General features: G+C 31.4%; 23 protein-coding genes. 12 read left to right on the forward strand and 11 right to left on the reverse strand.

Annotated features, from left to right (window positions below; genetic code table 11):
* Window positions 1-39: 39 nt before the first annotated feature.
* Together BUB47_RS06280 and rpoN are read right to left on the reverse strand one after the other, a co-directional pair.
* Window positions 40-609, reverse strand: coding sequence for a glycoside hydrolase family 73 protein (locus tag BUB47_RS06280; RefSeq protein ID WP_073184800.1), 570 nt, complete (start codon window positions 607-609; stop codon window positions 40-42).
* The gene (gene rpoN / locus BUB47_RS06285) at window positions 599-1,930 is read right to left on the reverse strand and encodes an RNA polymerase factor sigma-54 (RefSeq protein WP_073184802.1); all 1,332 of its coding nucleotides are present in this window, start codon (window positions 1,928-1,930) and stop codon (window positions 599-601) included. Before rpoN ends, BUB47_RS06280 begins: the two co-directional genes overlap by 11 nt.
* Window positions 1,931-2,858: 928 nt before the next feature.
* Between rpoN and BUB47_RS06290 the strand changes: the two genes are divergently transcribed.
* Window positions 2,859-3,311 carry a nucleoside deaminase gene (locus BUB47_RS06290; protein ID WP_073184804.1) on the forward strand — a complete coding sequence of 151 codons (453 nt, stop codon included), beginning with the start codon at window positions 2,859-2,861 and terminating at the stop codon, window positions 3,309-3,311.
* Between the two features lie 7 nt (window positions 3,312-3,318).
* Here BUB47_RS06290 and BUB47_RS06295 read toward each other — a convergent pair whose 3' ends face one another.
* Window positions 3,319-3,846, reverse strand: a complete 528-nt coding sequence (locus BUB47_RS06295; RefSeq protein WP_073184805.1) for a phosphatase PAP2 family protein — start codon at window positions 3,844-3,846, stop codon at window positions 3,319-3,321.
* Between the two features lie 222 nt (window positions 3,847-4,068).
* On the opposite strand from BUB47_RS06295, the gene BUB47_RS06300 reads away from it, so the two are divergent.
* From BUB47_RS06300 to BUB47_RS06325, 7 genes are all read left to right on the forward strand, one after another.
* Complete coding sequence (locus BUB47_RS06300) at window positions 4,069-5,811, forward strand: ABC transporter ATP-binding protein (protein WP_073184807.1); 1,743 nt, start codon at window positions 4,069-4,071, stop codon at window positions 5,809-5,811.
* Window positions 5,798-7,696 (forward strand): ABC transporter ATP-binding protein, encoded by a 1,899-nt coding sequence (locus tag BUB47_RS06305; protein ID WP_073184809.1) that lies wholly within the window; start codon window positions 5,798-5,800, stop codon window positions 7,694-7,696. The genes BUB47_RS06300 and BUB47_RS06305 overlap by 14 nt, the downstream gene beginning before the upstream one ends.
* Window positions 7,697-7,822: 126 nt before the next feature.
* Complete coding sequence (locus BUB47_RS06310) at window positions 7,823-8,473, forward strand: DUF1361 domain-containing protein (protein WP_073184811.1); 651 nt, start codon at window positions 7,823-7,825, stop codon at window positions 8,471-8,473.
* A gap of 16 nt (window positions 8,474-8,489) precedes the next feature.
* Window positions 8,490-8,660, forward strand: coding sequence for a hypothetical protein (locus BUB47_RS10005; protein WP_159430540.1), 171 nt, complete (start codon window positions 8,490-8,492; stop codon window positions 8,658-8,660).
* A 20-nt stretch (window positions 8,661-8,680) separates the two neighbouring features.
* Complete coding sequence (locus BUB47_RS06315) at window positions 8,681-9,199, forward strand: nucleoside 2-deoxyribosyltransferase (RefSeq protein WP_073184813.1); 519 nt, start codon at window positions 8,681-8,683, stop codon at window positions 9,197-9,199.
* 141 nt (window positions 9,200-9,340) lie between these two features.
* Complete coding sequence (locus BUB47_RS06320) at window positions 9,341-9,952, forward strand: hypothetical protein (protein ID WP_073184815.1); 612 nt, start codon at window positions 9,341-9,343, stop codon at window positions 9,950-9,952.
* Between the two features lie 96 nt (window positions 9,953-10,048).
* Entirely contained in the window at window positions 10,049-10,687 is a 639-nt protein-coding gene (locus BUB47_RS06325; RefSeq protein WP_073184817.1) for a lipoprotein, read from the forward strand.
* A gap of 3 nt (window positions 10,688-10,690) precedes the next feature.
* Here the strand turns inward: BUB47_RS06325 and BUB47_RS06330 are convergent, their stop codons facing one another.
* The 4 genes from BUB47_RS06330 to tpx all read right to left on the reverse strand — a co-directional run bounded on the left by BUB47_RS06330 (window position 10,691) and on the right by tpx (window position 13,716).
* Window positions 10,691-11,911 carry a hypothetical protein gene (locus BUB47_RS06330; RefSeq protein ID WP_073184819.1) on the reverse strand — a complete coding sequence of 407 codons (1,221 nt, stop codon included), beginning with the start codon at window positions 11,909-11,911 and terminating at the stop codon, window positions 10,691-10,693.
* A gap of 267 nt (window positions 11,912-12,178) precedes the next feature.
* Window positions 12,179-12,658: a 23S rRNA (pseudouridine(1915)-N(3))-methyltransferase RlmH gene (gene rlmH, locus BUB47_RS06335; RefSeq protein WP_073184821.1), complete on the reverse strand. Its 480-nt coding sequence runs from the start codon at window positions 12,656-12,658 to the stop codon at window positions 12,179-12,181.
* Window positions 12,655-13,206, reverse strand: a complete 552-nt coding sequence (locus BUB47_RS06340) for an isochorismatase family protein (RefSeq protein WP_073184823.1) — start codon at window positions 13,204-13,206, stop codon at window positions 12,655-12,657. Before BUB47_RS06340 ends, rlmH begins: the two co-directional genes overlap by 4 nt.
* Window positions 13,207-13,215: 9 nt before the next feature.
* On the reverse strand, window positions 13,216-13,716 hold the full coding sequence (gene tpx / locus BUB47_RS06345) for a thiol peroxidase (protein WP_073184825.1): 501 nt from the start codon (window positions 13,714-13,716) through the stop codon (window positions 13,216-13,218).
* A 173-nt stretch (window positions 13,717-13,889) separates the two neighbouring features.
* On the opposite strand from tpx, the gene BUB47_RS06350 reads away from it, so the two are divergent.
* The 3 genes from BUB47_RS06350 to BUB47_RS06360 are packed head-to-tail and all read left to right on the forward strand — an operon-like array spanning window position 13,890 to window position 16,524.
* Window positions 13,890-15,065 carry a carboxylate--amine ligase gene (locus tag BUB47_RS06350; RefSeq protein ID WP_073184827.1) on the forward strand — a complete coding sequence of 392 codons (1,176 nt, stop codon included), beginning with the start codon at window positions 13,890-13,892 and terminating at the stop codon, window positions 15,063-15,065.
* 1 nt (window position 15,066) lies between these two features.
* Complete coding sequence (locus BUB47_RS06355) at window positions 15,067-15,768, forward strand: gamma-glutamyl-gamma-aminobutyrate hydrolase family protein (protein ID WP_073184829.1); 702 nt, start codon at window positions 15,067-15,069, stop codon at window positions 15,766-15,768.
* On the forward strand, window positions 15,769-16,524 hold the full coding sequence (locus tag BUB47_RS06360; protein WP_073184830.1) for a TraX family protein: 756 nt from the start codon (window positions 15,769-15,771) through the stop codon (window positions 16,522-16,524).
* A gap of 81 nt (window positions 16,525-16,605) precedes the next feature.
* On the opposite strand, the gene BUB47_RS06365 is transcribed toward BUB47_RS06360, so the two are convergent.
* Window positions 16,606-17,958 carry a Na+/H+ antiporter NhaC family protein gene (locus tag BUB47_RS06365; protein ID WP_073184832.1) on the reverse strand — a complete coding sequence of 451 codons (1,353 nt, stop codon included), beginning with the start codon at window positions 17,956-17,958 and terminating at the stop codon, window positions 16,606-16,608.
* Between the two features lie 231 nt (window positions 17,959-18,189).
* The gene (locus tag BUB47_RS06370) at window positions 18,190-19,380 is read right to left on the reverse strand and encodes a MalY/PatB family protein (RefSeq protein WP_073184834.1); all 1,191 of its coding nucleotides are present in this window, start codon (window positions 19,378-19,380) and stop codon (window positions 18,190-18,192) included.
* Window positions 19,381-19,587: 207 nt separating this feature from the next.
* On the opposite strand from BUB47_RS06370, the gene BUB47_RS06375 reads away from it, so the two are divergent.
* Complete coding sequence (locus BUB47_RS06375; RefSeq protein WP_073184836.1) at window positions 19,588-20,112, forward strand: MarR family winged helix-turn-helix transcriptional regulator; 525 nt, start codon at window positions 19,588-19,590, stop codon at window positions 20,110-20,112.
* A gap of 132 nt (window positions 20,113-20,244) precedes the next feature.
* On the opposite strand, the gene BUB47_RS06380 is transcribed toward BUB47_RS06375, so the two are convergent.
* Entirely contained in the window at window positions 20,245-20,760 is a 516-nt protein-coding gene (locus tag BUB47_RS06380) for a GNAT family N-acetyltransferase (protein ID WP_073184838.1), read from the reverse strand.
* Window positions 20,761-20,927: 167 nt separating this feature from the next.
* The gene (locus BUB47_RS06385) at window positions 20,928-23,039 is read right to left on the reverse strand and encodes a CotH kinase family protein (RefSeq protein ID WP_073184839.1); all 2,112 of its coding nucleotides are present in this window, start codon (window positions 23,037-23,039) and stop codon (window positions 20,928-20,930) included.
* Window positions 23,040-23,046: the final 7 nt, after the last annotated feature.

Here is a 23,046-nt window from a genome sequence, read left to right on the forward strand (position 1 = left end):
TCCACAATCCACAGTTGTAAATTGTTTTTTACAAGAACATTAATTTAATACTTCTAAGTCCAAATCTTCCAGCCCATAGTCTTCAATAATAGATATTATTTTTTCTGAATAATTTGGATCTGTAGCATAGCCACACTCATAAAGTGCAGTGGCAGCCTCCCTATAACTTGAGGCTCTTCTTACTCTCTCATATCTCTTTGCCTCTGTAATAAGTCTTGCATAGTCGTTAAAACTCTCTTCTTTTGTGTTGTATTTTCTAAATCCCTCATTCATGGTTACTTCTTTTCCATCTATAAATTCAGCTGTGTCTAAATTTACGGAATTATCTTTTTTACCCGCCTTTATTCCAAAGTAATTTTTATATTCAGAAGACAGCCCCGAGGTTCCAAAATTACTCTCTAGTGCTGATTGAGCAAGTACCACACTTGGAAATAAATTGTATTTTTTTGAAATATCTGTTGCCAAATACTTTGTATTTTCAATATATTCTGTCCTATAGTCCACTCTATTTTCTATTGAAACAAATATGAAGAGCAAAATTAAAAGTATTAAACCCCCAAAAAATAGGCAACCACATCCAGTGTTATTTTTCTTTTTCTTAGATACCATCGAATCTCCTTCTAAAGCTTGCAGATGCAATATTTAACTCACTTCTATACTTTGCAACTGTCCTTCTGTTAATGTTTATGCCCTTTTTATTTACTATATCTGTAATACTTTGATCTGATAGGGGCTTTGACTTATCCTCTTCATCTATTATGTCTATTATTATCTTCTCTATGTAATCTCTTGAAACTTTTCCATCTTTTGTTCCTATAGATGTGGAGAAAAAATACTTTAGGGGAAACACTCCCTTTTTACACTGTAAGTACTTATTTTTTGTAACTCTTGAAACTGTAGACTCTGAAATACCTAGAGTATCTGCTATGTCTTTTAATGTCATTGGCTTGAGAGATGAATCCTTTAAAAAAAAGTCTTTTTGTCTATTTACAAGTTCATTAGATACTTTTGAAATATTCTCTCTTCTCTGTTCAATGGATTTTAATAAAAACATAGTTCTGGAGAGCTTAGTATTTAAATAATTCCTGGTATCTTCATCTATGTCTGTTTCCAGCATATTTAAATAGTATTTGTTAATAGTCACATTTGAACTACTTGACTCTTCAATTTCCACAACCAGTTCACCATCGACTATATTTACAAATATTTCAGGTCTTATATACGGTGTTGGCTCTGAAGAGGTAACGTAGCCTGAACCCGGTTTCGGATTTAACTTTTTAACTTCTTCTATGTAGTAGAGAGTATCCTCTATAGATATGTTTAAACTCTTTGCTATTTTATTTATTCTATTTTTAGATATGTCCTCTAAGTGATTTTCAATAATTGCCCTTAGTACTTTTCCGTTTTCTTCAGTTTGCAAAATTAAACACTCTTTTAAATTTCTGGCGCCAATCCCCCTGGGTTCAAAGGTCCAAATTTTTTTAAGTATGTAAAATACATCGTGTACATCTACATTTAACATATCTGCAGCTTCATTTAAGTTGAGTTTTAAATAACCATCATCATCAATATTTTCAACTAAAAATGTTCCGATTATCCTCTCACTTTCAGTTAATTTTAAAGTGTTTAACTGTTCCATTAAAATATCAACTAGTAAAACTTCTGATGAGACGTACTTTTCATAGGAATTTTCTTCATCAACAGGAGCTTCGTAAAAGTCTTCTCTATCTTTTCTGTTTTCTTTTAAAAATTTTACTACCCTATCGTCTTCCGATTTTGGCTTATAATCTACATATATATTTTCTTCAGATTCTCTCATTAAAAAATCTTCCAATTCCACTAAATTCAATTCCATTATTCCAATAGCTTGAATAAGTTCTGTTGTAAGATTTAGCTGTTGAGACTGATTTAATTTTAAATTTAAATCCATATTATCACCATCTCTATTATATCACATCGCCGGTTCTATATTTTTAAGACAATTCAAGTTTTAGACAACAAAAAAGAGAATGAATATAATAAATTACAATTAATTCATTCTCTTAATTTATTGACAATTTCATCCAACTTAAATCTTTTGGTTCTGTCACTATTCTACCTTTTGCCTTTACTGTTTTTTTAACTTTAACAATATTAATTTTTAAATTTAATCTGTTACGTTAGATTTGTTTCTTCAATACTTTTTTTGTTGCTTTTAATACTCTTTGTTACCTTAATAAATTTTTTTACTTAAACTTTATTAATTTTGTTTCTTAATTTTTATTAATTTTGTTTCTTAATTTTTATTAATTTTGTTTCTTAATTTTTGTTTCTTAATTCTTGTTTCTTTAATAAAATTATCTTTGACCTAATTTTATTTAATTTGTTAATTTGTTTCTTAATTCTTATTACTTCGTTTCTTGTTTCTTTAATAAAGTTATCTTTTACTTAATTTTATTAACTTGTTTCTCTAGTACTTTGTTTCTTTAGTTTCATAGTACTTCTAATACACAATCCATACATTCTTCTAAATCCACGATTTACTTTTCTTATTTTTGTAAGTTCACTTCTCTTTCATTCTCTTTCCCAAACTCAACTCTAAGTTTGGAGAACTCCAAAGTCATATAACTTACCAACATAGCTGTCATTCTTAAATTAGCAATTCTTTTATCTATTACTAAACTAAAACTAACATCTATATAAACGCCCTATTGGCACTCTTACTTCTTAGTTAGATGAAATTGTCAAATTTCACACCAAGTATATTACTTGGTATTACTAATATACCCTGCACTTTCTATTTAAAACACAAAAAATCAAAAATTTTTAAATTATTTTGATTTTTTATAGTTATTTGTTAAAATTAACTTGGTGATACTATGAATAGAGAAAAATTTATGAGTGAAGCTTTAAAGCTTGCTGAAATTTCCTATAAAAATAACGATGTGCCCATTGGTGCTGTAGTAGTTTTAAATAATGAAATAGTGGGAAGTGGATATAATAGAAAAGAACTTTTAAAAGATGCTTCTGAACACGCTGAAATTATGGCATTAAAAAATGCAGCCAAGCACCTTGAAACCTACCACCTTGAAGACTGTGAAATGTTCGTCACATTAGAACCCTGTGCAATGTGTGCCGGGGCAATAATAAACTTTAGACTAAAAAAAGTCTATATCGGCGCTAAAAATCCTCGCTTTGGATGTTGTGGAAGTAACTTAAATTTACTATCTCACGACTTTAACCACAAAACTGAAGTTGAATTTAATATCTTAGAAGAAGAGTGCTCTAAAATACTCTCTTCATTCTTTTCAAGTATTAGAGAAAAAAAGTAATTTACTTTTAAATTGCAATACCTGTCTTTTTAGTAAATGTATCTAAAATATACTTTGCTAAAATAGCACATCCAATTCCAAAAAGCGCACCTACAAAGACATCTGTAGGATAGTGTACATATAAATATAACCTCGAAAAACCCATTACAATTGCAAAGATAAAAAGTGCTATACTCCTTTTTTTATTGTAAAAATAAGAACTCATTGCAGCTGCAAAGGCAGAGTAGGTATGCCCTGAGGGAAAGGAAAAATCCGTTGGAGCTTTTATTAAAAGTTCAACTTCACTTATAGTAAATGGTCTTGCTCTTGCAATTAAAGGTTTCATTATTACATTTCCAAAGATAAAGCAAATTCCAAGTGCCAAAAGAATATTGATTCCCTCTCTTCTACTTTTTTTCCTAAGCATTAAAATTATTCCAATCGCTATAAATACAAGTCCACTATTTCCAAGACTTGTAATAAAAATCATAATTTTATCTAACAGTGGCATATGTAACCCACTTATATACTTCAAAATTTCTATTTCCAAATTCATTTCACACCTCTAATCTAGTAATTAAAATTCCAGTGTCTATATAATACTATATTAATCTTACAAATAGATAAATAATATCTTACATTTTTGTAAAATACTATCATTCCACTTTTAAAACATTTATAAAAATATGTGTAAAAGCAACCTCAACCACTTCCCAAAAAATTTTAAATGAGTTAATATATATAGTATGTATTTATTTTGTATAATTGGGGGGTTAATATGATACGAAAAATTTTATCAAATGTAAAAGAATACAAAAAATATGCACTCCTATCTCCCATTTTTGTAGTGATGGAAGTAGCAATGGATATTGCCATACCTTTTTTAATGGGACAAATAGTAGACACTGGCATTTACACATCTTCAAAAGAAAATATCATTCACTTGGGAATCTATTTGTTTATATGTGTATTTATTGCACTTGTAACAGGGATTTTATCCGGATCTTTTGCAACGAAGTCCTCTGCAGGACTTGCTAAAAATCTCAGGCATGAGATGTTTGAAAAAATTCAAAGTTTTGCCTTTGAGGACATTGATTCTTTCTCCACAGGATCACTAGTTACAAGACTTACAACTGATGTTCAAAACATTCAAGTAGCTTTTCAAATGTCTATTAGACTTGCCTTTAGGTCTCCTTTAATGCTTATTTTTTCCTTTATTATGAGCTTTAGTCTTCATCCGAAACTTGCACTTGTATTTCTTACAATCTTTCCCATACTAGGTATTGGAATAATGTTTATAATTGTAAAAGTCTTTCCTATATTTAATAGAGTTTTTAGAACTATGGACAGGTTAAATACAGTTGTTTCTGAAAACCTACTTGGAATAAGAGTTGTAAAGAGTTTTGTAAAAGAAGATCATGAGACAAGAAAATTTAAAACAGTTTCAACATCACTTTACAAAAATTATGTTAAGGCGGGTAAGTTAACCGCTCTTTCTGATCCATTAATGCAAGCTTCAATTTACTTTGTAGTATTGCTACTTGGTTGGTTTGGAGCAAAGTATATCGTAGTAGACCATAGCCTTAAAACCGGACAACTACTTAGCTTAGTAACTTATGCATATCAAATTCAAATCTCACTTATGATGATTTCTATGTTGATTATTCAAATGACAGTTGCTAGAACCAGTGGTGTGAGAATTGTAGAAGTTTTAAATAGAGAAACTTCTCTTGATGAAAACTTATCTGGTGTTACTGATATAAGAGATGGCAGCATTGAATTTAAAGATGTATGTTTTTCTTACAGTAAAAAAGCAGATAAGCTGGCCCTGAAGAATATTAATTTAAAAATTAATCCAGGAGACAATGTGGGGATTATTGGTTCAACCGGGTCATCCAAGAGTACACTTGTAAGTTTAATTCCAAGACTTTACGACGTATTTAGCGGAAGTGTTGAAGTTGGCGGCAGAGATGTAAGAGACTACAACTTAATTTCTCTTAGAGATGATGTAGCTGTAGTATTACAAAAAAATCAACTTTTCTCGGGAACTGTAATAGAAAATTTAAGATGGGGCAATGAAAATGCAACACTTGAAGAAGTGATTGAAGCAGCTAAAATTGCTCAAGCAGATGATTTTATTACCCAAGTTCCTGAAGGATATGACAGAAGAGTTGAGAGAGGTGGAACAAACTTCTCAGGTGGTCAAAAGCAAAGACTTTGTATTGCAAGGGCTCTTCTAAAAAAACCTAAGATATTAGTTTTAGATGACTCTACATCTGCTCTTGATAACACTACAGAGCGACTAATAGTAAACAACTTAAATGAAAAACTTCCAGATTTAACTAGAATAACTATTTCTCAGAGAATTAAATCTATTTCCGACTGTGACTATATAATAGTCTTAGATAAAGGTGAAATTAACGGAATTGGAACTCATGAGGAACTTATAGATTCAAATGATATTTATAGAGAAATTGCTATAAGTCAGGATAAGGAGGCGGATTTTGATGAAGCAGAATAAAAAAAGCAGTGAAAATAAAATCACATCTCCTGAAAACTTATCTACAATAAAGAGACTTTTAGCAGTTATATTTAAAAAACATCCTGTTAAGCTCCTTATCGTTGCTATATTTGTTGCTATTTCTTCCTGTATAGGTGTAGTTACTTCTTTCTTTGTAAAGATATTAATTGATGACTATATAACTCCAATGCTACTTCAAGATACTCCTGACTTTGCACCTTTAGTGAGTATAATCATTACATTTGCAATGATTTATGCACTGGGAGTTGCAGCATCATTCTTCTATACTAGAATAATGGTAGATATATCTGAAGATGTTCTTAGAGATTTTAGAGATGGACTATTTGAACACTTACAAAAACTTCCTATTGGATATTTTGACACTCACTCACATGGAAATATTATGAGTCATTTCACAAATGACGTACAAATACTTGAACAAATGGTTACCAGTTCAATACCACAAGTGTTTTCTTCAGTATTGACATTTATTGCAGTTATTTCTGCAATGCTTTACTCTTCAGTAGTTTTAAGTATAGTTGCAGGCTTTTCATTTTTATTAGTTTTATTAGTAATGAATAAAATCGGTGGAAGATCTTCTAAATACTTCTTAAGACAACAGGAATCTCTAGGTAAAGAAAATGGATACATTGAAGAGATGATAGACGGACAAAAAGTTATTAAAGTATTTAACCATGAAAATAATATTGTAGATGACTTTGATGTAATAAATGACGAGTTGGCAAAAAATACAACTTTGGCAAATATGTACTCATTAATACTACTTCCAATTGTATTTAGTATTAGCAATCTTCAATATGCAATTACTGCAGTAGCCGGCGGACTACTTGCAATTAGCGGAAAATTTGGAATGACTGTAGGTACAATTGCAGCTTTCTTGCAGTTGTCCAGAGCATTTGCAGGGCCAATTAGAAATATTGCCCAACAGATGAACGTAATAATATCTGCCATTGCAGGAGCTAGAAGAATATTTAACTTGCTTGATGAAGAACAGGAAGATTACAGTGGAGATGTTTGTCTGGTTAGAATAACTAAAGATGCTGAAGGAAATATGGCAGAATGTGAAGAGAGAACGAACTTTTGGGCTTGGAAGGATCAATCACAAACTCCTCCAACTTATACTGAACTAAAAGGTGACATTAGATTCTTCAATGTAAACTTCTCCTATGATAAAAAACACGATGTGCTCCACGATATTTCTCTATTTGCAAAGCCTGGCCAAAAACTTGCCTTTGTTGGAGAAACAGGAGCCGGAAAGACAACTATTACAAACTTAATCAACAGATTCTATGAAATTGACTCTGGTACTATAACCTATGACGGAATTGACACTAAGAGGATAAAAAAAGCGGACCTTAGACGTTCACTAGGTATGGTACTTCAAGATACTAACTTATTTACAGGAAGTATTTACTACAACTTAAGCTATGGTAGAAACCACATTGACAAACAAGCTGTAAAAGATGCTGCTGAGAAAGTTCAAGCAGACAACTTTATAGAGCTTCTACCTGAAGGCTACGACACAATAATATCAGGGACTACATCTGATCTATCCCAAGGTCAATCCCAACTTCTATCTATTGCAAGAACTGAAGTATATGACCCACCTGTTCTCGTACTTGATGAGGCAACATCATCAATTGACTCCAGAACTGAAATGTTAGTACAAGAAGGTATGAATAGAGTTATGAAAAATAGAACTACATTTGTAATTGCGCATAGACTTTCAACAGTTAGAGATGCCGATGCAATAATTGTTCTATCTCAAGGAAAGATAATTGAAAGAGGAAGTCATGACGAACTACTTGCACTAAATGGTGTATATGCGAAACTCTATACCGGCGGATTAGAAGAAGCCGATTAAATTTAGAGAGTGTGTATTTAAAAATACACACTCTTTTTTATTTTCAAAAATATTCTCAACTTGAATTTATCCCTGCCTTTCTATAAAATGTAAAGTATCACCAAATAAACTTGAATGGACGATTTTATGAATAGAGAAACAGTTAACAACTACAAAAAAATTTTTATATACTTTTTATTTTACATGGCTCTATATGCATGCGTAATTTACTTTAACTTTAATATTAAATACTTGCTGTTTAATGTGGGGCTTTCCTTTATTCCATATCTACTGAGTTCTCTATGTGTAAATATGAAACACAAGGGACTAATTTGCGTTCCAATTACTCTCGTTTCAATTGTATTTTATCCAAACACAATTTACATGTTCACAGACTTAATCCACATACGCTCCAGAGAGTTTTACTCCTATTCAGGTGGAGAAATGGTCTATGTAACTAATTATTTAAACTGGGTAAAATTGGGAGTTATGGTTCTGCTGGTAGTACTTTCACTTGTTTTGTGTTTTGAAAGTTTTATAAATATTTTAAAAATTATAAGATGCTATAAATATAAATTTGCAAGTTTTATAATGCTTATACTATTTTCCGCTTTAAGTGGAGTTGCAGTATATATTGGCAGATTTTTAAGGTATAACTCTTGGAATATATTCCAAATAAGAGAAATAATAAACTACTTAGTTTTAAACACAACTTACAATGACTACATGTTAATAGCTCTCTTTAGCGCCGTTCACTTTGTTTTAATACTTATGTTTGCAAATTTAAAAAGCAACTAGTTAGGAGTATATCATTATGAAAATATTAAAAATTATAGTAGGTGTTCTCTTAATTCTAGGGGGCATTAAGGGAATTATTGACAGGCAAATAAGTGCAAGCTTAGTTATGATATTAATTGGAGCTCTACTAATTAAAACTTGGAACAGTGAGCCTCCAAAGAACAATAAAAATAAATCTAAAAAATAGCTTAATTTAAAGGAGATAAAATGAAAAATTTTACAGGTTATTTTGCATCTCATTTTTTTAATGCAGGAATGTTTGAATGGACAGAAAAAGTTGCCAGTAGAATAGAAAGTGAAACTAATATTAAACTATACGTTCCACAGAGAAATTCAGATATAAACGACAAAAAAAATAACGATGACATTATAACAGACATTTCAATTTCAAAAGCCGACACTGCAGAACTTAAAAAATCAAATATACTTATAGCTTGCCTTGACGGACTTTCTATTGACGATGGAGTTGCAGCTGAAATAATGGCACATGGAGTAATGGCTGAAATAGAAGAAGAATACAATATAAATTCAAATTTTCCCAGAATGATTATTGGAATAATTACAGACATGAGATATCAGGGAACGGGAGAAAATCACCTCTATAGAAACCAAATGATTATTGGAAAAGTAAAAGAACACGGCCACTTAGTAGTGGGCTATCCCGGAGATGACACTTATATTGATGAAGTAATATCTCACATAAAAAACTTTATTAAAGAAAATTAAAATTTAAATGTTAATAAGACCCTAAATTTCGGAAAAACAATCCACAGTTTATGGCCTTATTAACATTTTTTTGTTACCAAAGTAACTTTTTATATAGCTTATGCACAGCTTTTAACTATATAATTCAATTCGAGGTGAAAAATGAAAAAGAAATACATAGTAATATTTATTGTTGTACTTTTTATTGTTGGAGTAGCTCTGTACTTATTCTTTCCACATCCCTATATAAAACCTATAAAAGCTGAACAAAACTTAGAAGATTTTATAATAGAAGAAAGTTATGTTAAATTGAAAAATTCATCTTCTAATCAAATTTTCTACTACAAAGTTAAAGCTCGAAAGGCAAAATCTTTTTCAATAGACGTTTATAAGGGAGATAAAAATAATTTAAAAGCTACAGCACAAATTTTTGAAAATTTTGAAAATTTGAATAAGAATAACTTTCAAGTAGGTGTAGGAACTATTTCCAATACTCCTGTAATTAAAATTGACGATAGTGTTCACAGAATTGACGAAGACAGAGTTTGGATATCTGAAAACGAAAAACCTGTTTCAGGATACCATTGGCTTTCCCAAAAATATAGCCCCTCTAAAATGAATGAGCCCTTAATTCTTCTAACTATATATTTTTCTTCAACATACTCTATTCACGACAACGGCTCTTACTACTTAAAGGACTTTAGACCAGAAGATAATTTTAACTACTATATTTTTACCATTACTTTTTACGACTATGACATAACTAAAAAATAAAACTAATGGAACTTTTTTATTAGTTTTATTTTCAATCTTTTAAAAGATTTTTTGACTTAATAAACTTTTAATATATAATTCAATTAGAGGTAAATAATGAAAAAATACATAGTAATACTATTGGTAATATTGACACTTGCAGGGTGTTCTAAAAAAGAAATTAATGAAAACAGCTCATATATTAAACCCTTGGAAATAGAAAATGACACTAAGGAATTTAAAATGTATAGAGCGGTTCTTGGTGATATAAAATTTTTTAATATAAAAGTTCCTGAAGAAGCTATTTCATGGTCTATTACTGTATTCCAAAATGACGGAAAAGAAATAGTTAAAGAGAGCTTTGAAACTTTTGATAATTTTAAAATTACTCCAAAAGAAGAATTTAACAGTGTTGGGGTTGGAGTTATAGACAATAAATTTTCAATAAGTATCAATGGCAATGTCAATGCAATTTCAAATTTTCCTAATAGTGAATTTATTAAATCTGAAAAAAGAAGTTCCTCAACGACATTTTTACAAAAGGATATATCCCCAGTAAAATTAAATGAACCTATTATATTAGAAAAAATTCAATACACAAATAAAAATAGTTTTACAAGTTTATTTGAACCTTATTTAAAAGATTTTATAATTGATGAAAATGATAAATACTATTTTTTACCATTACTTTTTACGACTATGACATTACAAAAAAATAAACTAATAGAGCAAAACACCCTATTAGTTTATTTTTAACTTCTATATAAAGTTCTTAAGTATTCCTGCAAATACTACAGATCCTATTGTAACTGTAGTAAATCCACCCACCAGCATCGTTGGCGACATCTTGTCTACTAAGTAGTCATATTCTTCTTGATTGGAAGCTTCCGCTTTTGCCGCTTCACCTGTTAATACATAGTTTAGCGGGAACCCCACTAGGCAGTTTAGCCCAATTGCAAAGGCCATGTTCCAAGAAACCTTCAAAAACTTTCCTGCAAGTGATGAGAATATTCCCATTCCCACAATTCCAATTCCCAAGTAGGCAATAATTATTGCTCCGGCTGAAAACACTTCTTGAGGAGAACTGTCTACCAGTCCACTTACTGCAGTAACTATTGAACCTACCATAAATAATCCAAAGGCATTTGCCTTTTGTAGTGCTTGAGTTTCTAAAAATCCATATTCACTTCCCACTACTCCTAAAAACAGTGCAAATATAGTTGGGGATATTGAAAAGCTAATTCCTGCTGCCCCAAATAGTACACCCGAAAATTTAGATAGTACAACTCCTATAGCTGCAAGAAGTCCCAACTTTGCCAAAATCATATTGTCAGTGTTGTACTTTTCAGGGATTCTAGGAAGTAATTGTTTTCCAACTTCAACTTCTTCATTTCCCGCCACTATTCTATCTCCACCTCTATAGCCCACCAGTAGAGTCCTAGCTTCTTTTTTTAACAGTGTCGGTATTAAAAAATAAGCCGGAAAACTTTGAAGTGCCAAAGTTAAAAGTGCAATAGTAGATAAATCTTGTCTTCCAAGAGCCAGTGCCGCTTTAGACATCTCAAAAGCTGCAACAAATCCTCCTGTTATTGGAGGGGCTACTACTACAGATTGTTCAAATCCGAAAAGTGCAGTTCCTATTGTAAGTACAGTTGCCCCAACACCTACAATTGCCGAAACTCCAATTACCACTGTCTTCCACTCTCTTTTTAAGTCTCTAATTTTTAGAGAGCTTCCCATATTTACTACTATTACCACTATTACCATATCTAGAAAATATGATGAGAATCCTGCTAATTCAATTATTTCCTTTGGAAGCACTTCTGTCCACACGCCTATTAAAATTAACATTACAAATATAAAAATAGATGGTATTAATGCCTTTGTCTTTGTTGCTACAACATCTCCAAGCGCTAAAAATAAAAGTACCACAAAAAATGCAACGGCAGGATGAGTTATTATTTCTCTATACATTTCCATAATTTTACCCCCTCATTATCTATTTTATAATTAACAGTACTGTGTAAATAAAACTAATTCCCCCCTCTTCAAAACCTTTAAACAGCCCTTAATTAATTATAATTAGATATTAGTGTATCACAAATACAATATTTTTCCAGTTTAATTTAGTATCGAAATGGTAAATTTACATTCTTTTTTATATACACTATTTTAACTTTAAAATATAAAAATAAATATAACAAAAGCCCTTAGAATTAACTAAGAGCTCTTACTATATCTTTAATTTTACTTGTGATAGGGATAGTTATTTATTATTCTAAATGCTCTATATACTTGCTCTAACAGTATTAGCCTCATCAATTGATGGGGAAATGTCATAAGTGAAAATGAAAGCGAAAAGTTTGCTCTCTTTAGCACTTTTGCTGCAAGTCCGTTTGAACCTCCGATTATAAAGTCAATTGTGGAGTGCCCACTTATTTGAGTGAATTTTATTCTCTGAGCAAATTCCACAGAGGAAAGTTTCTTTCCCTTAATATCAAGGGCAACTACATAGTCACTTTCTTTAATTTTCTTTAAAATTCGCTCTCCTTCTTTGCATTTTACAATTTCAATTTCACTTTCTGAGAGATTCTCAGGTGCACTTTCATCTGCAACTTCAATTATATTTACCTTTGCATGAGGGGTAAGTCTTTTTATAAATTCATCAATTCCCTCTTTAATATAACTTTCCTTTACCTTGCCAACAGCTATAATGTTAATATTCATTTAAATTTTATGCCTCTATTCTTTAGATCTATAACATTTTCTTCATGATCTCTTTCATTGACATAGCCTGTTCCCTTTAAATAAAAGCTAACATTTTTATTGTTCTTTTGAAATTCCAGTATCGTCTCTCTTACACAGTATTCGCTGGCAAGTCCACAAATAACAAATTCCTCTGACTCAATTTCACTAATGCTATTACCTCTACTGTCTTTAGCATAGTAAGCTGAGTACTCTTCAATGTCGTCATTTAAACCTTTTTTGTAAATATTTTCAGCTTGCGGTTTAAATTTTATCTCTTCTATTTTTTCAAACTCTTGGGATAAAAAGGAACCTTCTTCTTCAGCGACACAGTGCACCGGCCAAATTCCACCATTTATTTCAAATGACTTGTTATTTGGCGAATGGTAGTCCATGGAATAAACAACTCTATCATAGAGATTTTTATTTATTTCACTGACTATGTTCTCTACTGCCTCTTTAGACTTTAAACAAGCAAGACTGCCACTTATAAAATCATTTTGACAATCTACTACAACTAAGGTTTTCATAATCTTCTCCTAAATTAGCTCTTTTAATTTTTCCAATGCTTTATCAAAGTTTACTTCATGAGTTACTTCTTCTACATATTCAACATATGCTATCTTACCACTTTTATCTACAATTACAATACCCCTTGATAATAGTTTTAATTCATCTATTAAAAATCCATATTTCTTGCCAAAATCGTGATCTCTATAGTCTGAAATTACTATTGCACTGTCTATTCCCTCTACTCCGCAAAATCTCTTTTGTGCAAATGGTAAATCCACTGAAACAGTTACGATTGCAACGTCATCTCCAAGTTTAGAAGCTTCTTCATTAAAGAACTTTGTTTGAATAGAACAAACACCTGTATCTATTGATGGAACTACTGAGTAAACTATTGTCTTTCCCTTTAAGCTCTTAGAGTCAAACTCTGATAAATCCAAGTTAACTGCCTTAAAATCAGGTGCCACCTCTCCTACTGCTACTTGATTTCCCACTAGTGTTACTTCATCGCCGCCAAATTTTACTTTCATAATTGTTACCTCCTAATTTATTAAATTAATTTTAATTAAACCTACGCATATACATAAGTAGTATACCCAACTTTTTCTAAAACCTTAACTTTCAAATTCTTAAAATTGTGTAACTTTTTAAATCTAGACAACAATGATATAATACCTTTAGTACAAATTTAGGAGTGAAGTTAATGAAATATAAACACAAGGCAGTGGTTCTTGGCTCTAATTACTATGTGGGACTTGGAGTTATAAGAAACCTTGGAAGAAACGGCGTTAAAGTAGTAACTGTAGACTATGCAGACTCTAATTACGGCGTTTCAAAATATGTAAAAGAAAGATTAATTGCACCTCACTATAAAGACCAAGAGCAGGAATTAGTTGAGTTTTTAATTGACTACTCTACAAAGCAAGCTCACAAACCTGTACTCTTTCCCACAGCTGATTTATATGTGGAATTTATGGAAAACAACTTTGACGCTTTAAAAGAATATTATCTGTGGCCTAATGAACAAAAGGGTTTACTTGCAAGTTTAATGGACAAGGAATCTCTTTTACAATATACTGAGCCACTTGGAATAAAAACACCTGAAATTATTTCAATGGATACGGAAAATTTATATTCAAAAGTTACAGAAGAACTTGGATACCCTTGTATTGTAAAACCTAAGGATTCAATGCCCTTTGTAAATATGTATAGAAGCAAAGTTTTCTTTATTAACTCTGAAGAAGAGCTAATTGAAAAAATTGAAATGTGTAAGAGAGACGGACAGGAAGTCTTCGTTCAAAAAATAGTAAAGGGTCCTGAGACAAATTGCTATTCCTTTGACGTATATATGGATAGAGATCAAAATGTAGCAAGTTATATGACTACAAATAAAATACGTCAATGGCCTATAAATTTTGGCGCCAGTACCTATGCTAAGCAGCATTATATTCCAGAGCTATACGATATTTGTGTACCTCTTTTTAAAGCTGTAAAGTACAGAGGATTTGCCGAAGTTGAACTAAAAAGAGATGAAAAAACAGGTACTATTTACTTAATAGAAGTAAATGTAAGATTTGTAAACTTTGTCGAACTTCAATGTGCCATGGATATGAACACACCTATGATGTACTTCCTAGACTCCATTGATGAGCCCTTTGAGGGACCAAAAATTGAAGAGGACAGAGAAGTCTATTGGAAATACAAATACGAAGATATATCAGCTATTAAAAAATATTTAAATACAAAACAAATGACCCTTGGAGAGGTAGTAAAAGACTACAGATTTAAAAAAGTAAACTCTACTTGGGCTTGGGACGATCCGCAACCCGGCTGGACATTTTTTAAATGGGCCATCAGCCATAAATTTAAAAGGAGTTAATATGAAACCGCTAATTGCAATTACACCAAGAGTTGACACTTTTTGGGAAGATATAAACATGAACAGTGATTTTTTTAATTTCTTAGAAGAACTAGGTGCAACGCCTATTATACTAAGTTATAACTACGATGAAGAGTCCATTGACACAGTCTTAAATAAAATTGACGGTATAGTATTTACCGGCGGACACGATATAAATCCAATTTACTATGGAGAATTTCCAAATAAAAAATGCTTCTCCCTTAGTCCAAAGAGAGATGTATTTGAATTTGACATTTTAAAGAAAGCTTTAGATGGAGATATTCCCATACTTGCCATTTGCAGAGGAATGCAAATGTTAAATATTGTAAAAGGTGGTTCACTTTATCAAGATTTAGAAACAGAATATGAAAATCCATTAGATCACACTCAAGGCGAACCCTTTAGCAATACTTTTCACAAAGTTGAAATAATTAAAGACAATTTTTATGGAAAATTATTTAAAGATACGTCTATAGAAGTTAACTCTCTTCATCACCAAGCAGTTAAAAAATTGGGAGATGACTTAAAAGTTTTTTCTAAGTCATCTGATGGAATAGTTGAGGGAATATATTTAGAAGATAAAAAATTTGTATGTGGAGTTCAATGGCATCCTGAATACCTATACAAAAAATCTGAAATTCAAAGAGATTTTTTAACTGAATTTATTAATTCATGTAAATAAATGGAAAATACTAAGATAACACATAAAAAAACCTTAGATGCCTTTCATTTAAAATTAATAGCCATAATTGCAATGCTGTTAAATCACATTGGCAGTGGATTTCAAATAGGTCTTTCGCATCCGTGGATATACTTATTTACAGAGACTATAGGAAAATTGACATTTCCAATTATGGCCTATTTACTGGTTGAGGGATTTTACCACACAAGAAATTTAAAAAAATATATTCTAAGACTTGCGTTGTTCTGGATACTTTCAATAGTTCCCTTTCACATTTATTTTTTTAACAATTGGAATTTTACATTCTTAGACTTATTTAACAATGTGCTATTTACACTACTTGTAGGTTTAATAATGATAGTACTATGTGAAAAGACGGAAAATTCACTTTTAAGGTTTTGCATTGTAGTATTTTCTATGTTCTTAACTGTAAATTCTGACTGGAGCTTAGTTGGAGTTTTAATTATTTTTTGGTACTACAATATTAAAGACGAGAAAAAAAGAATAATGATGCCTTCTATTTATATTGCTCTGCCATTTCTTTTAATTACAGTAATTGCCAAAGTGGCAGACCCTTCATTTAGTAATTTGTTTTTTATTGAGGGAGTTGGAATGCTTGGAATGTTTTTAACTATTCCACTCTTGCTTAAATATAGTGGCAATCGAGGATATTCACCAAAGTGGGTTAAATATGGATACTACTTATTCTATCCACTGCACTTAACAGTACTTTATATAATTAGATATTTCATTTAAAATAAAAAAAAGAGCAAATTTGCTCTTTTTTTATTCTTTATAGAATTTTAGTTTTACTTTTAATTTTCATATAAGTTATATTTAATCTGCATTTTTATGTTGTAGTTCATATTCTTTTTCTTCAGGTGTTCTTAACAGTCCAAAATGTATAGTTGCAAGTGTGGCTATTATTAAAGCAAACATATAGAATGAATATTTTAATACTTCAATAGGTGATACTCCCGATAGTCCCGTTACTATTAACATTCCTCCATCATGAGGGCATAGTGCCAAGAATGCACAGGCAAATATGTCAAGTAAACTTGCTATACGCTTAGGTGCTATATGGTACTGCCCACCTATTTCTTTTGCAATTGGTGCTGAAATTATAATTGCCAAAGTGTTGTTAACTAGTGAAATAGATAGCAGTCCTGATAAAAATGCTATACCGTATTCTGCTCCCTTTCTATCCTTAATCTTAGATGTAATTTTTCCAATTAACCAGTCAATTCCACCATATTCTTTTATAAGTCCAATTAATCCGGATATTAGTATTGCTATTATTGTAATACTGAACATATCCTCCATTCCACTTCCTATAGATTGAACATATTCAAAAAATCCTACTGAACCTGTAGCAAGTCCTATTACTCCACACATTACAATTCCAATAAATAGTACTCCTGCCACATTAAAACCCATTAGAGCAGTTATTAATACTACAAAATATGGAATTATAAGTATAACGCTATAACTAAGTGTCTCTTCAATTACTCCCGTTCCACCTACTATTGCATATAGTACCATTGCAACTACTGCAGCAGGAAGTGCAATAAAAAAGTTCATTTTAAATTTATCTTTCATCTCAGCGCCTACTCCCTGAGTTGCAGCGATAGTAGTGTCTGAAATTACAGATAAGTTATCTCCAAAGTACGCTCCACCTATTACAGCAGAACAGGCAATTGCCAAGTTTAAATTTCCCTTTGTGGCAACTCCTATTGCAATGGGAGCCATTGCCGCAATTGTTCCCATAGAAGTTCCTATAGCTGTTGCTATAAAGCTTGATAGTAGAAATATTCCCGGCATTAATAGTGAAGGTGGTATAAAGTGCAGACCCATATTTACAATAGAGTCCATTCCACCCATTGCCTTTGCTGCGCCTTGAAATCCACCTGCCAATAAATATATTAGCCCTATTAACATTACTCCAGGATTTCCTGCATTTACAGAGAATGCATCAATTTTATCAGATAGTTTCATCTTTGGATTCATAACAAGTGCTACAGCTATACCTATAAGTAAGGCAACGTGCCTTGGAAATTGTGAAAATGCATTGTCGTATCCAAGAACAGTAAACGTCAACCCACTTCCTATGTACAGTCCCAGAAAAACCAAAAGGGGTATAAATGCAGATAGTCCGTACTTTTTGTTTTCTGTGTTTTGATTATTTGTCATATTAGTACCCTCCATATAATATTTTTATAATTAATATTAGGACAATTTGGAAATTTGTATATAGTAATTTAATATAATTACACTATTGTCTTAAATAAAAGTTTACTCTTTTCACAAATTGTGCCTAATATTTATATACTACTAAATAAAAATGTATAATACTATTAAAATATACTCTCACTTTAAATAGTATTTATATTTTTAAAATACTCTAAGCTAATAAAATTTTCACTATTTTTGCTTTAACTTGTTTAATGCCCTATCTAATCTATTTAATTCTCTCTCTAGAGCCCACGTAGGAACAGCAAGATTTATTCTCTCATATCCACTTCCTTCTTCTCCAAAGACGCATCCCTCATCTGTAAAAAATTGTGCTTCCATGTGCAGAAATTCTTCTAACTCTTCATTATTTAATCCAAGCCCTCTAAAATCCAGCCACTGTAAATAAGTTCCCTCAGATAAGTAAGCCTTTATTTCAGGGTGCTTTTTCTCAAAAAATGACTTAACCATTCTTTGATTGTGGTCTATTACTGAAATTAATTCATTTAACCATTCTTCACAGCTATTATATGCAAGCTCACATGCCTTGTATCCAAGTACGTTTAACTGTGTACTTCTCATTCTCTTTAATGCCTTTATATAAGGTTTTCTAATACTTTCGTTTCTAACTATTATATTTGACGTTGCCAAACCCGCTAAGTTAAATGTCTTTGATGGCGCAGTACAAGTTATTGTAATATTTTCAATGTCTTCTGAAATACTTCCCAATACAGTGTGTTTATATCCCGGCATTATTAAATCGTTCCATATTTCATCTGAAACTATTATAATATTATTTTCTATACAAATTTTACCAAGTCTTTCAAGCTCATCACGTGTCCACACTCTTCCAACAGGATTGTGAGGATTTGAAAAAATTAATAACTTATTATTTTCATCCTTTGCCAACTCTTCAAATTTATCGTAGTCTATTGTATAATATCCATCTGTTTCTATTAACGGACAGTTTACCAATGTTCTGTTGTTTGCATTTATCGCACTGGTGAATGGATAGTATACCGGTCTAAAGATTATTACTCCATCACCCTCATTGGTAAAGGCATTTACTGCTCCATAAATTGCATTTATTACACCTGGAGTATTTACAATCCACTCCTCTTTTATATTGTAGTTGTGCTTTCTCTTTAGCCATGAAATAACTGATTCTACATATTCCGGATAGGATTGAGCGTATCCTAAGACAATTTCATCTAAATATTCTTTTAGTCCCTCTGTTATTTCCGGTGGATTTTTAAATTCCATATCTGCCACAGATAGTGGAACTACATCTTCATCTACCTTTGAGTTCCAATCATACATTAACTCCCACTTTTCACAGCCTTTTTCTTTTCTTGATAGTAGTGTTTCAAAATCATGTTTCATAATTTTCTCCTTACTTTAGACGCTTAACTATTAAGCTTATTAACTATTAAATGTAATATATCACTTTTACTGTGATAAATCAATAAATTATTAAATTATTTTTAAGTTTTTTAATTTTGGAGTTATTTAGACAATATAAATTTTAACACATCTATAAAATATGTGATATTATAATTGTTAATCTAATGAATTTAATGAGGTGGGATTGTGGACATAGAAACTTTTAAAAAGGAAATTTTAAACTCTTGGATTTCCGGTGATGAATCTGAGGAAATTATCAATAAAAAATATGAACTCTTAAATGCCCATGCTACAATTGTATATGACTTTGTTTTAATGTATTACAACTATATGAACAGACGCAAGGACTACGGTGCAAAGGAGTCTTTGACAATGGTTGAAGTGCACATACTCACCGATATTGCAGACTTTCCAGGAACTACAGTTACTGCACTTGCTAAAAAGTGGAAAAAAACCAGCAGTGCAATTTCTCAAACTGTGAGAAGTTTGTTAAAACTTGGCTATATTAAACGTGAAAATAGCACCACTGATGGCAAGGTGTTTTTTCTATATGCAACTGATGAGGGCGCACAAATTGCCCTTACTCACAAAAAATATGACATCTTAGACATTGTAAAAACTAATAAAAAACTGGCAGAGAAATTTACAGCTGAAGAAATTCTTGTATTTAACAAAATACTATTAGAATACACAGATTTACTAAGTCGCTAACTAGTAGTTAAAAATACTTTTAAATAGTGCTGTCAAAAACCCCAAAGACAATAATTTTAACACTGTCTTTGGGGCTTTATTAAATATTTAATAATAAAATTCAGTTTAACTGTTTAAATACAGTGGCAATTTTTAAAAATCATCTGAAAGTTCTCTATTCCACTCTCTTTTTAAAACGCCCATAAAATAGCTGTCTTTGTACTCGCCCATTGTATAGAAGTGCTCTCTTAAATAACCTTCTTCTTTAAATCCCAATTTTTTATAAATGTGAACAGCCTTTTTATTGTCTATATCCACATATAAATAAACTTTGTGCATATTTAATATGTCAAAGGCATAGCTCACTATTTCTATCATTGCATTTTCAGCCAAGCTAAGTCCTTTAAATTTTTCTGTAACTACAACTTGTATTTCACAGTTTCTATGAATATAGTCCAACTCAACTAATTCCACTATTCCTGCAAAATCGTCATTTTCTTCAATTACAAATCTTCTCTCAGACTCATCTCTAATATGTCTTTCATACAAACTTTCCAGTTCACTTAAGGATTGATAGGGCTCCTCAAACCAGTAGGACATTATTTTTAACTCATTATTAATTTTGTGTACATCTCTTAAATCTTTCTTCTCTAAAGGTCTTATATTCACAGTACTCCCCATCTTTACTATTATTTTAACTACGCTTACAATTAATTTTAAATATATTTAATTTTACTCTATACAATATTATATCTAACTATAGTATTTATTGTAACATCTATTTACCTCAAACTGTCTAAAAACCTCAAAGTCTTTACTAAAATTTAAAAGTTGTCTTATCTGTGTACTTTATATTTTTTTACCACTACTATCCCCAATACTAAAACTAATAGACTCGCCCCAACTATATAAAACTCTTCATTTTTACTTTGCACGTCCAGATTTTTTACACCATCTTCCATTTGCCCTCGCCTCTCACTTATTTTATCCTCATTAGCTCTTTGAGAGGTATCAACTCCCGGATTAGTGGGTACATTGGTAGAATTGTCTGCCTCACTTTTTTGGTCTCGTCTATCTTCCCACCGCTCTGTTTGGTTTATATTTTCTTTATCCGGAACTTCTTCTGCTTTTAAAGATTTTCCACCTAAAGTTTCAAATGTAGCTTCTCTATTACTGTCCTCTGTCTTGCCACTTAAGTTGGTACTTTCACTTTGTTGCTCTTTTTCACTGAGTTCACCAATATTTTCATCTACTGGCTGTCTTCTATTTTCACCATTGTCTCCTCTACCTCCAAAGGAGTTTGAGCCCATAGACTCTATATTTATCTCTGATGCATCTATAAGGCTACTACTATCTTCACTTTGCCCCTCTGATGTTGAGGGAATTTCGCCCTTTAACTGTTCTTTTATACTTTCTGTTCTAAGTTCACAAAAGCTTTTTAGTTGAGATGAAGCTTCTAAAAAATCTGAATAACTTACAAAAGCTGTAGGATCTTTTTCTACATAGGGAGAAATTAAACTTATTGCATTAGTTATTTCTTCTTCAAATACTCCACTGTCAAAGTACTCTGTTATAAATTCACTAAATAGCTCATGATATTTTGTAAGATATTCTTCATTTGAAAGCAACTGCCCAATCATTGGTCTATCTTCCAGTGTCGTTCCTGAAACCGGAGTGTCTATTGGATAGTTTGCCAACGAAGTGCTATTATCTACTTTAGAATTTGAAGGACTGCCACCCATTGCAAATGCTCCAAATGCAAGATTATAGTCCCATGCAATCATTGAAAGCTTTCCGGAGTCCTCATATAAATAGTAATTGTGCATCATATTTCCCGTATAGCTGTCAAAATTTAAAAGATAGTTGTGAACTACGAAGTACCTGAGCACTTCTTCAATATTTAAAACTTCACTTAAGTTTTCTCCCTCTGAAAGTTGCTTTAAACTTTCGATTAATCTTACTTTATCTGTATCTGTTACATCTGTCTTTGCACTGTCAAAAATATTTGAATAGCTGTCAAATTCATCGTCTGTATAAACTAAAGCTACATCACTTTGTCCTCCGCCCATTCCACTTGGACTAATTTTCTTAAAATCTTCTCTATTGTCTCCTAATTGCTTAGTTTCTAAATTAATTTCACTATCTGTTGACACTTCAGGATTTTTTTCTGTTGAAACTTGTCCTACTTCTTCCTGCACATCATTTAAGTTTTCCGGCGCTTTTTCAAGCATTTCTTTTATATCTTCCGGAACTTCCATTCCCTCAGGAATATTTTCTGGAGCCGGCATGTTTTTCGGAGCTTTGTTATCTCCACCACCTCCCATATTCATACTGTCTGGTTTATATAATTCTCCATCTGTATTTGAATAGGTTCTATCTATAAAGGAATCTTCTATTGCCTCAACAGCCAAATAAAGTCCCCAGTCTTCTCCATTTACTGTAATCCAAATAAAACTGGATAGTGGCGAATCCACTTCAAAATAATTCATCATCTGATAACTCATATAGTCTTTTAAATAAGTATTGTCTTGAATTATATTGTTTAATGCCAGTTTATCCAGCCCAAGATAAGTATTTCCATCTTCATAGTGGTCAAATTCTATTTTAAAACTATATCTATCTGAATCAGAGTTGGCCATAGTACTTAGAGATGAATTTCCCTTTGTTCTAATTGCCACATTTTTTACAACATTTCCATCAATTACAACATTACAAGTTACATATTCCTCATCCATTGCATTTTCCAGCATCTCATTAAAATCAGCTTCATCTACGACAATATCAATGTTGTGAACTTTATCTGTGGAAAATAATGAGTCTTCATAGGGAAGGTTGGCATGAACTTCTTCAACACCTAATCTTTTCCCATTTATAAATAGCAGAGTTATAATAAGTGTAATAACAACTATTGATGTGCAAATCACTGTAGTTTTTTTACTTTTTAACATAATTTGC

Origin of the sequence: Anaerosphaera aminiphila DSM 21120, from assembly GCF_900129925.1 — a bacterium.
GTDB lineage: Bacteria > Bacillota > Clostridia > Tissierellales > Peptoniphilaceae > Anaerosphaera > Anaerosphaera aminiphila.

Excerpts from the sequence above, each read along its gene's own strand:
- BUB47_RS06365 (WP_073184832.1), bottom strand. The coding sequence starts at position 17,958 with ATGACAAATAATCAAAACACAGAAAACAAAAAGTACGGACTATCTGCA.
- BUB47_RS06355 (WP_073184829.1), top strand. The coding sequence starts at position 15,067 with ATGAAACCGCTAATTGCAATTACACCAAGAGTTGACACTTTTTGGGAA.
- BUB47_RS06330 (WP_073184819.1), bottom strand. The coding sequence starts at position 11,911 with ATGGAAATGTATAGAGAAATAATAACTCATCCTGCCGTTGCATTTTTT.
- BUB47_RS06370 (WP_073184834.1), bottom strand. The coding sequence starts at position 19,380 with ATGAAACATGATTTTGAAACACTACTATCAAGAAAAGAAAAAGGCTGT.
- BUB47_RS06300 (WP_073184807.1), top strand. The coding sequence starts at position 4,069 with ATGATACGAAAAATTTTATCAAATGTAAAAGAATACAAAAAATATGCA.
- BUB47_RS10005 (WP_159430540.1), top strand. The coding sequence starts at position 8,490 with ATGAAAATATTAAAAATTATAGTAGGTGTTCTCTTAATTCTAGGGGGC.
- rpoN (WP_073184802.1), bottom strand. The coding sequence starts at position 1,930 with ATGGATTTAAATTTAAAATTAAATCAGTCTCAACAGCTAAATCTTACA.
- BUB47_RS06280 (WP_073184800.1), bottom strand. The coding sequence starts at position 609 with ATGGTATCTAAGAAAAAGAAAAATAACACTGGATGTGGTTGCCTATTT.
- rlmH (WP_073184821.1), bottom strand. The coding sequence starts at position 12,658 with ATGAATATTAACATTATAGCTGTTGGCAAGGTAAAGGAAAGTTATATT.
- BUB47_RS06320 (WP_073184815.1), top strand. The coding sequence starts at position 9,341 with ATGAAAAAGAAATACATAGTAATATTTATTGTTGTACTTTTTATTGTT.
- BUB47_RS06305 (WP_073184809.1), top strand. The coding sequence starts at position 5,798 with ATGAAGCAGAATAAAAAAAGCAGTGAAAATAAAATCACATCTCCTGAA.
- BUB47_RS06350 (WP_073184827.1), top strand. The coding sequence starts at position 13,890 with ATGAAATATAAACACAAGGCAGTGGTTCTTGGCTCTAATTACTATGTG.
- BUB47_RS06325 (WP_073184817.1), top strand. The coding sequence starts at position 10,049 with ATGAAAAAATACATAGTAATACTATTGGTAATATTGACACTTGCAGGG.
- BUB47_RS06360 (WP_073184830.1), top strand. The coding sequence starts at position 15,769 with ATGGAAAATACTAAGATAACACATAAAAAAACCTTAGATGCCTTTCAT.
- BUB47_RS06295 (WP_073184805.1), bottom strand. The coding sequence starts at position 3,846 with ATGAATTTGGAAATAGAAATTTTGAAGTATATAAGTGGGTTACATATG.
- BUB47_RS06310 (WP_073184811.1), top strand. The coding sequence starts at position 7,823 with ATGAATAGAGAAACAGTTAACAACTACAAAAAAATTTTTATATACTTT.
- tpx (WP_073184825.1), bottom strand. The coding sequence starts at position 13,716 with ATGAAAGTAAAATTTGGCGGCGATGAAGTAACACTAGTGGGAAATCAA.
- BUB47_RS06290 (WP_073184804.1), top strand. The coding sequence starts at position 2,859 with ATGAATAGAGAAAAATTTATGAGTGAAGCTTTAAAGCTTGCTGAAATT.
- BUB47_RS06340 (WP_073184823.1), bottom strand. The coding sequence starts at position 13,206 with ATGAAAACCTTAGTTGTAGTAGATTGTCAAAATGATTTTATAAGTGGC.
- BUB47_RS06385 (WP_073184839.1), bottom strand. The coding sequence starts at position 23,039 with ATGTTAAAAAGTAAAAAAACTACAGTGATTTGCACATCAATAGTTGTT.
- BUB47_RS06315 (WP_073184813.1), top strand. The coding sequence starts at position 8,681 with ATGAAAAATTTTACAGGTTATTTTGCATCTCATTTTTTTAATGCAGGA.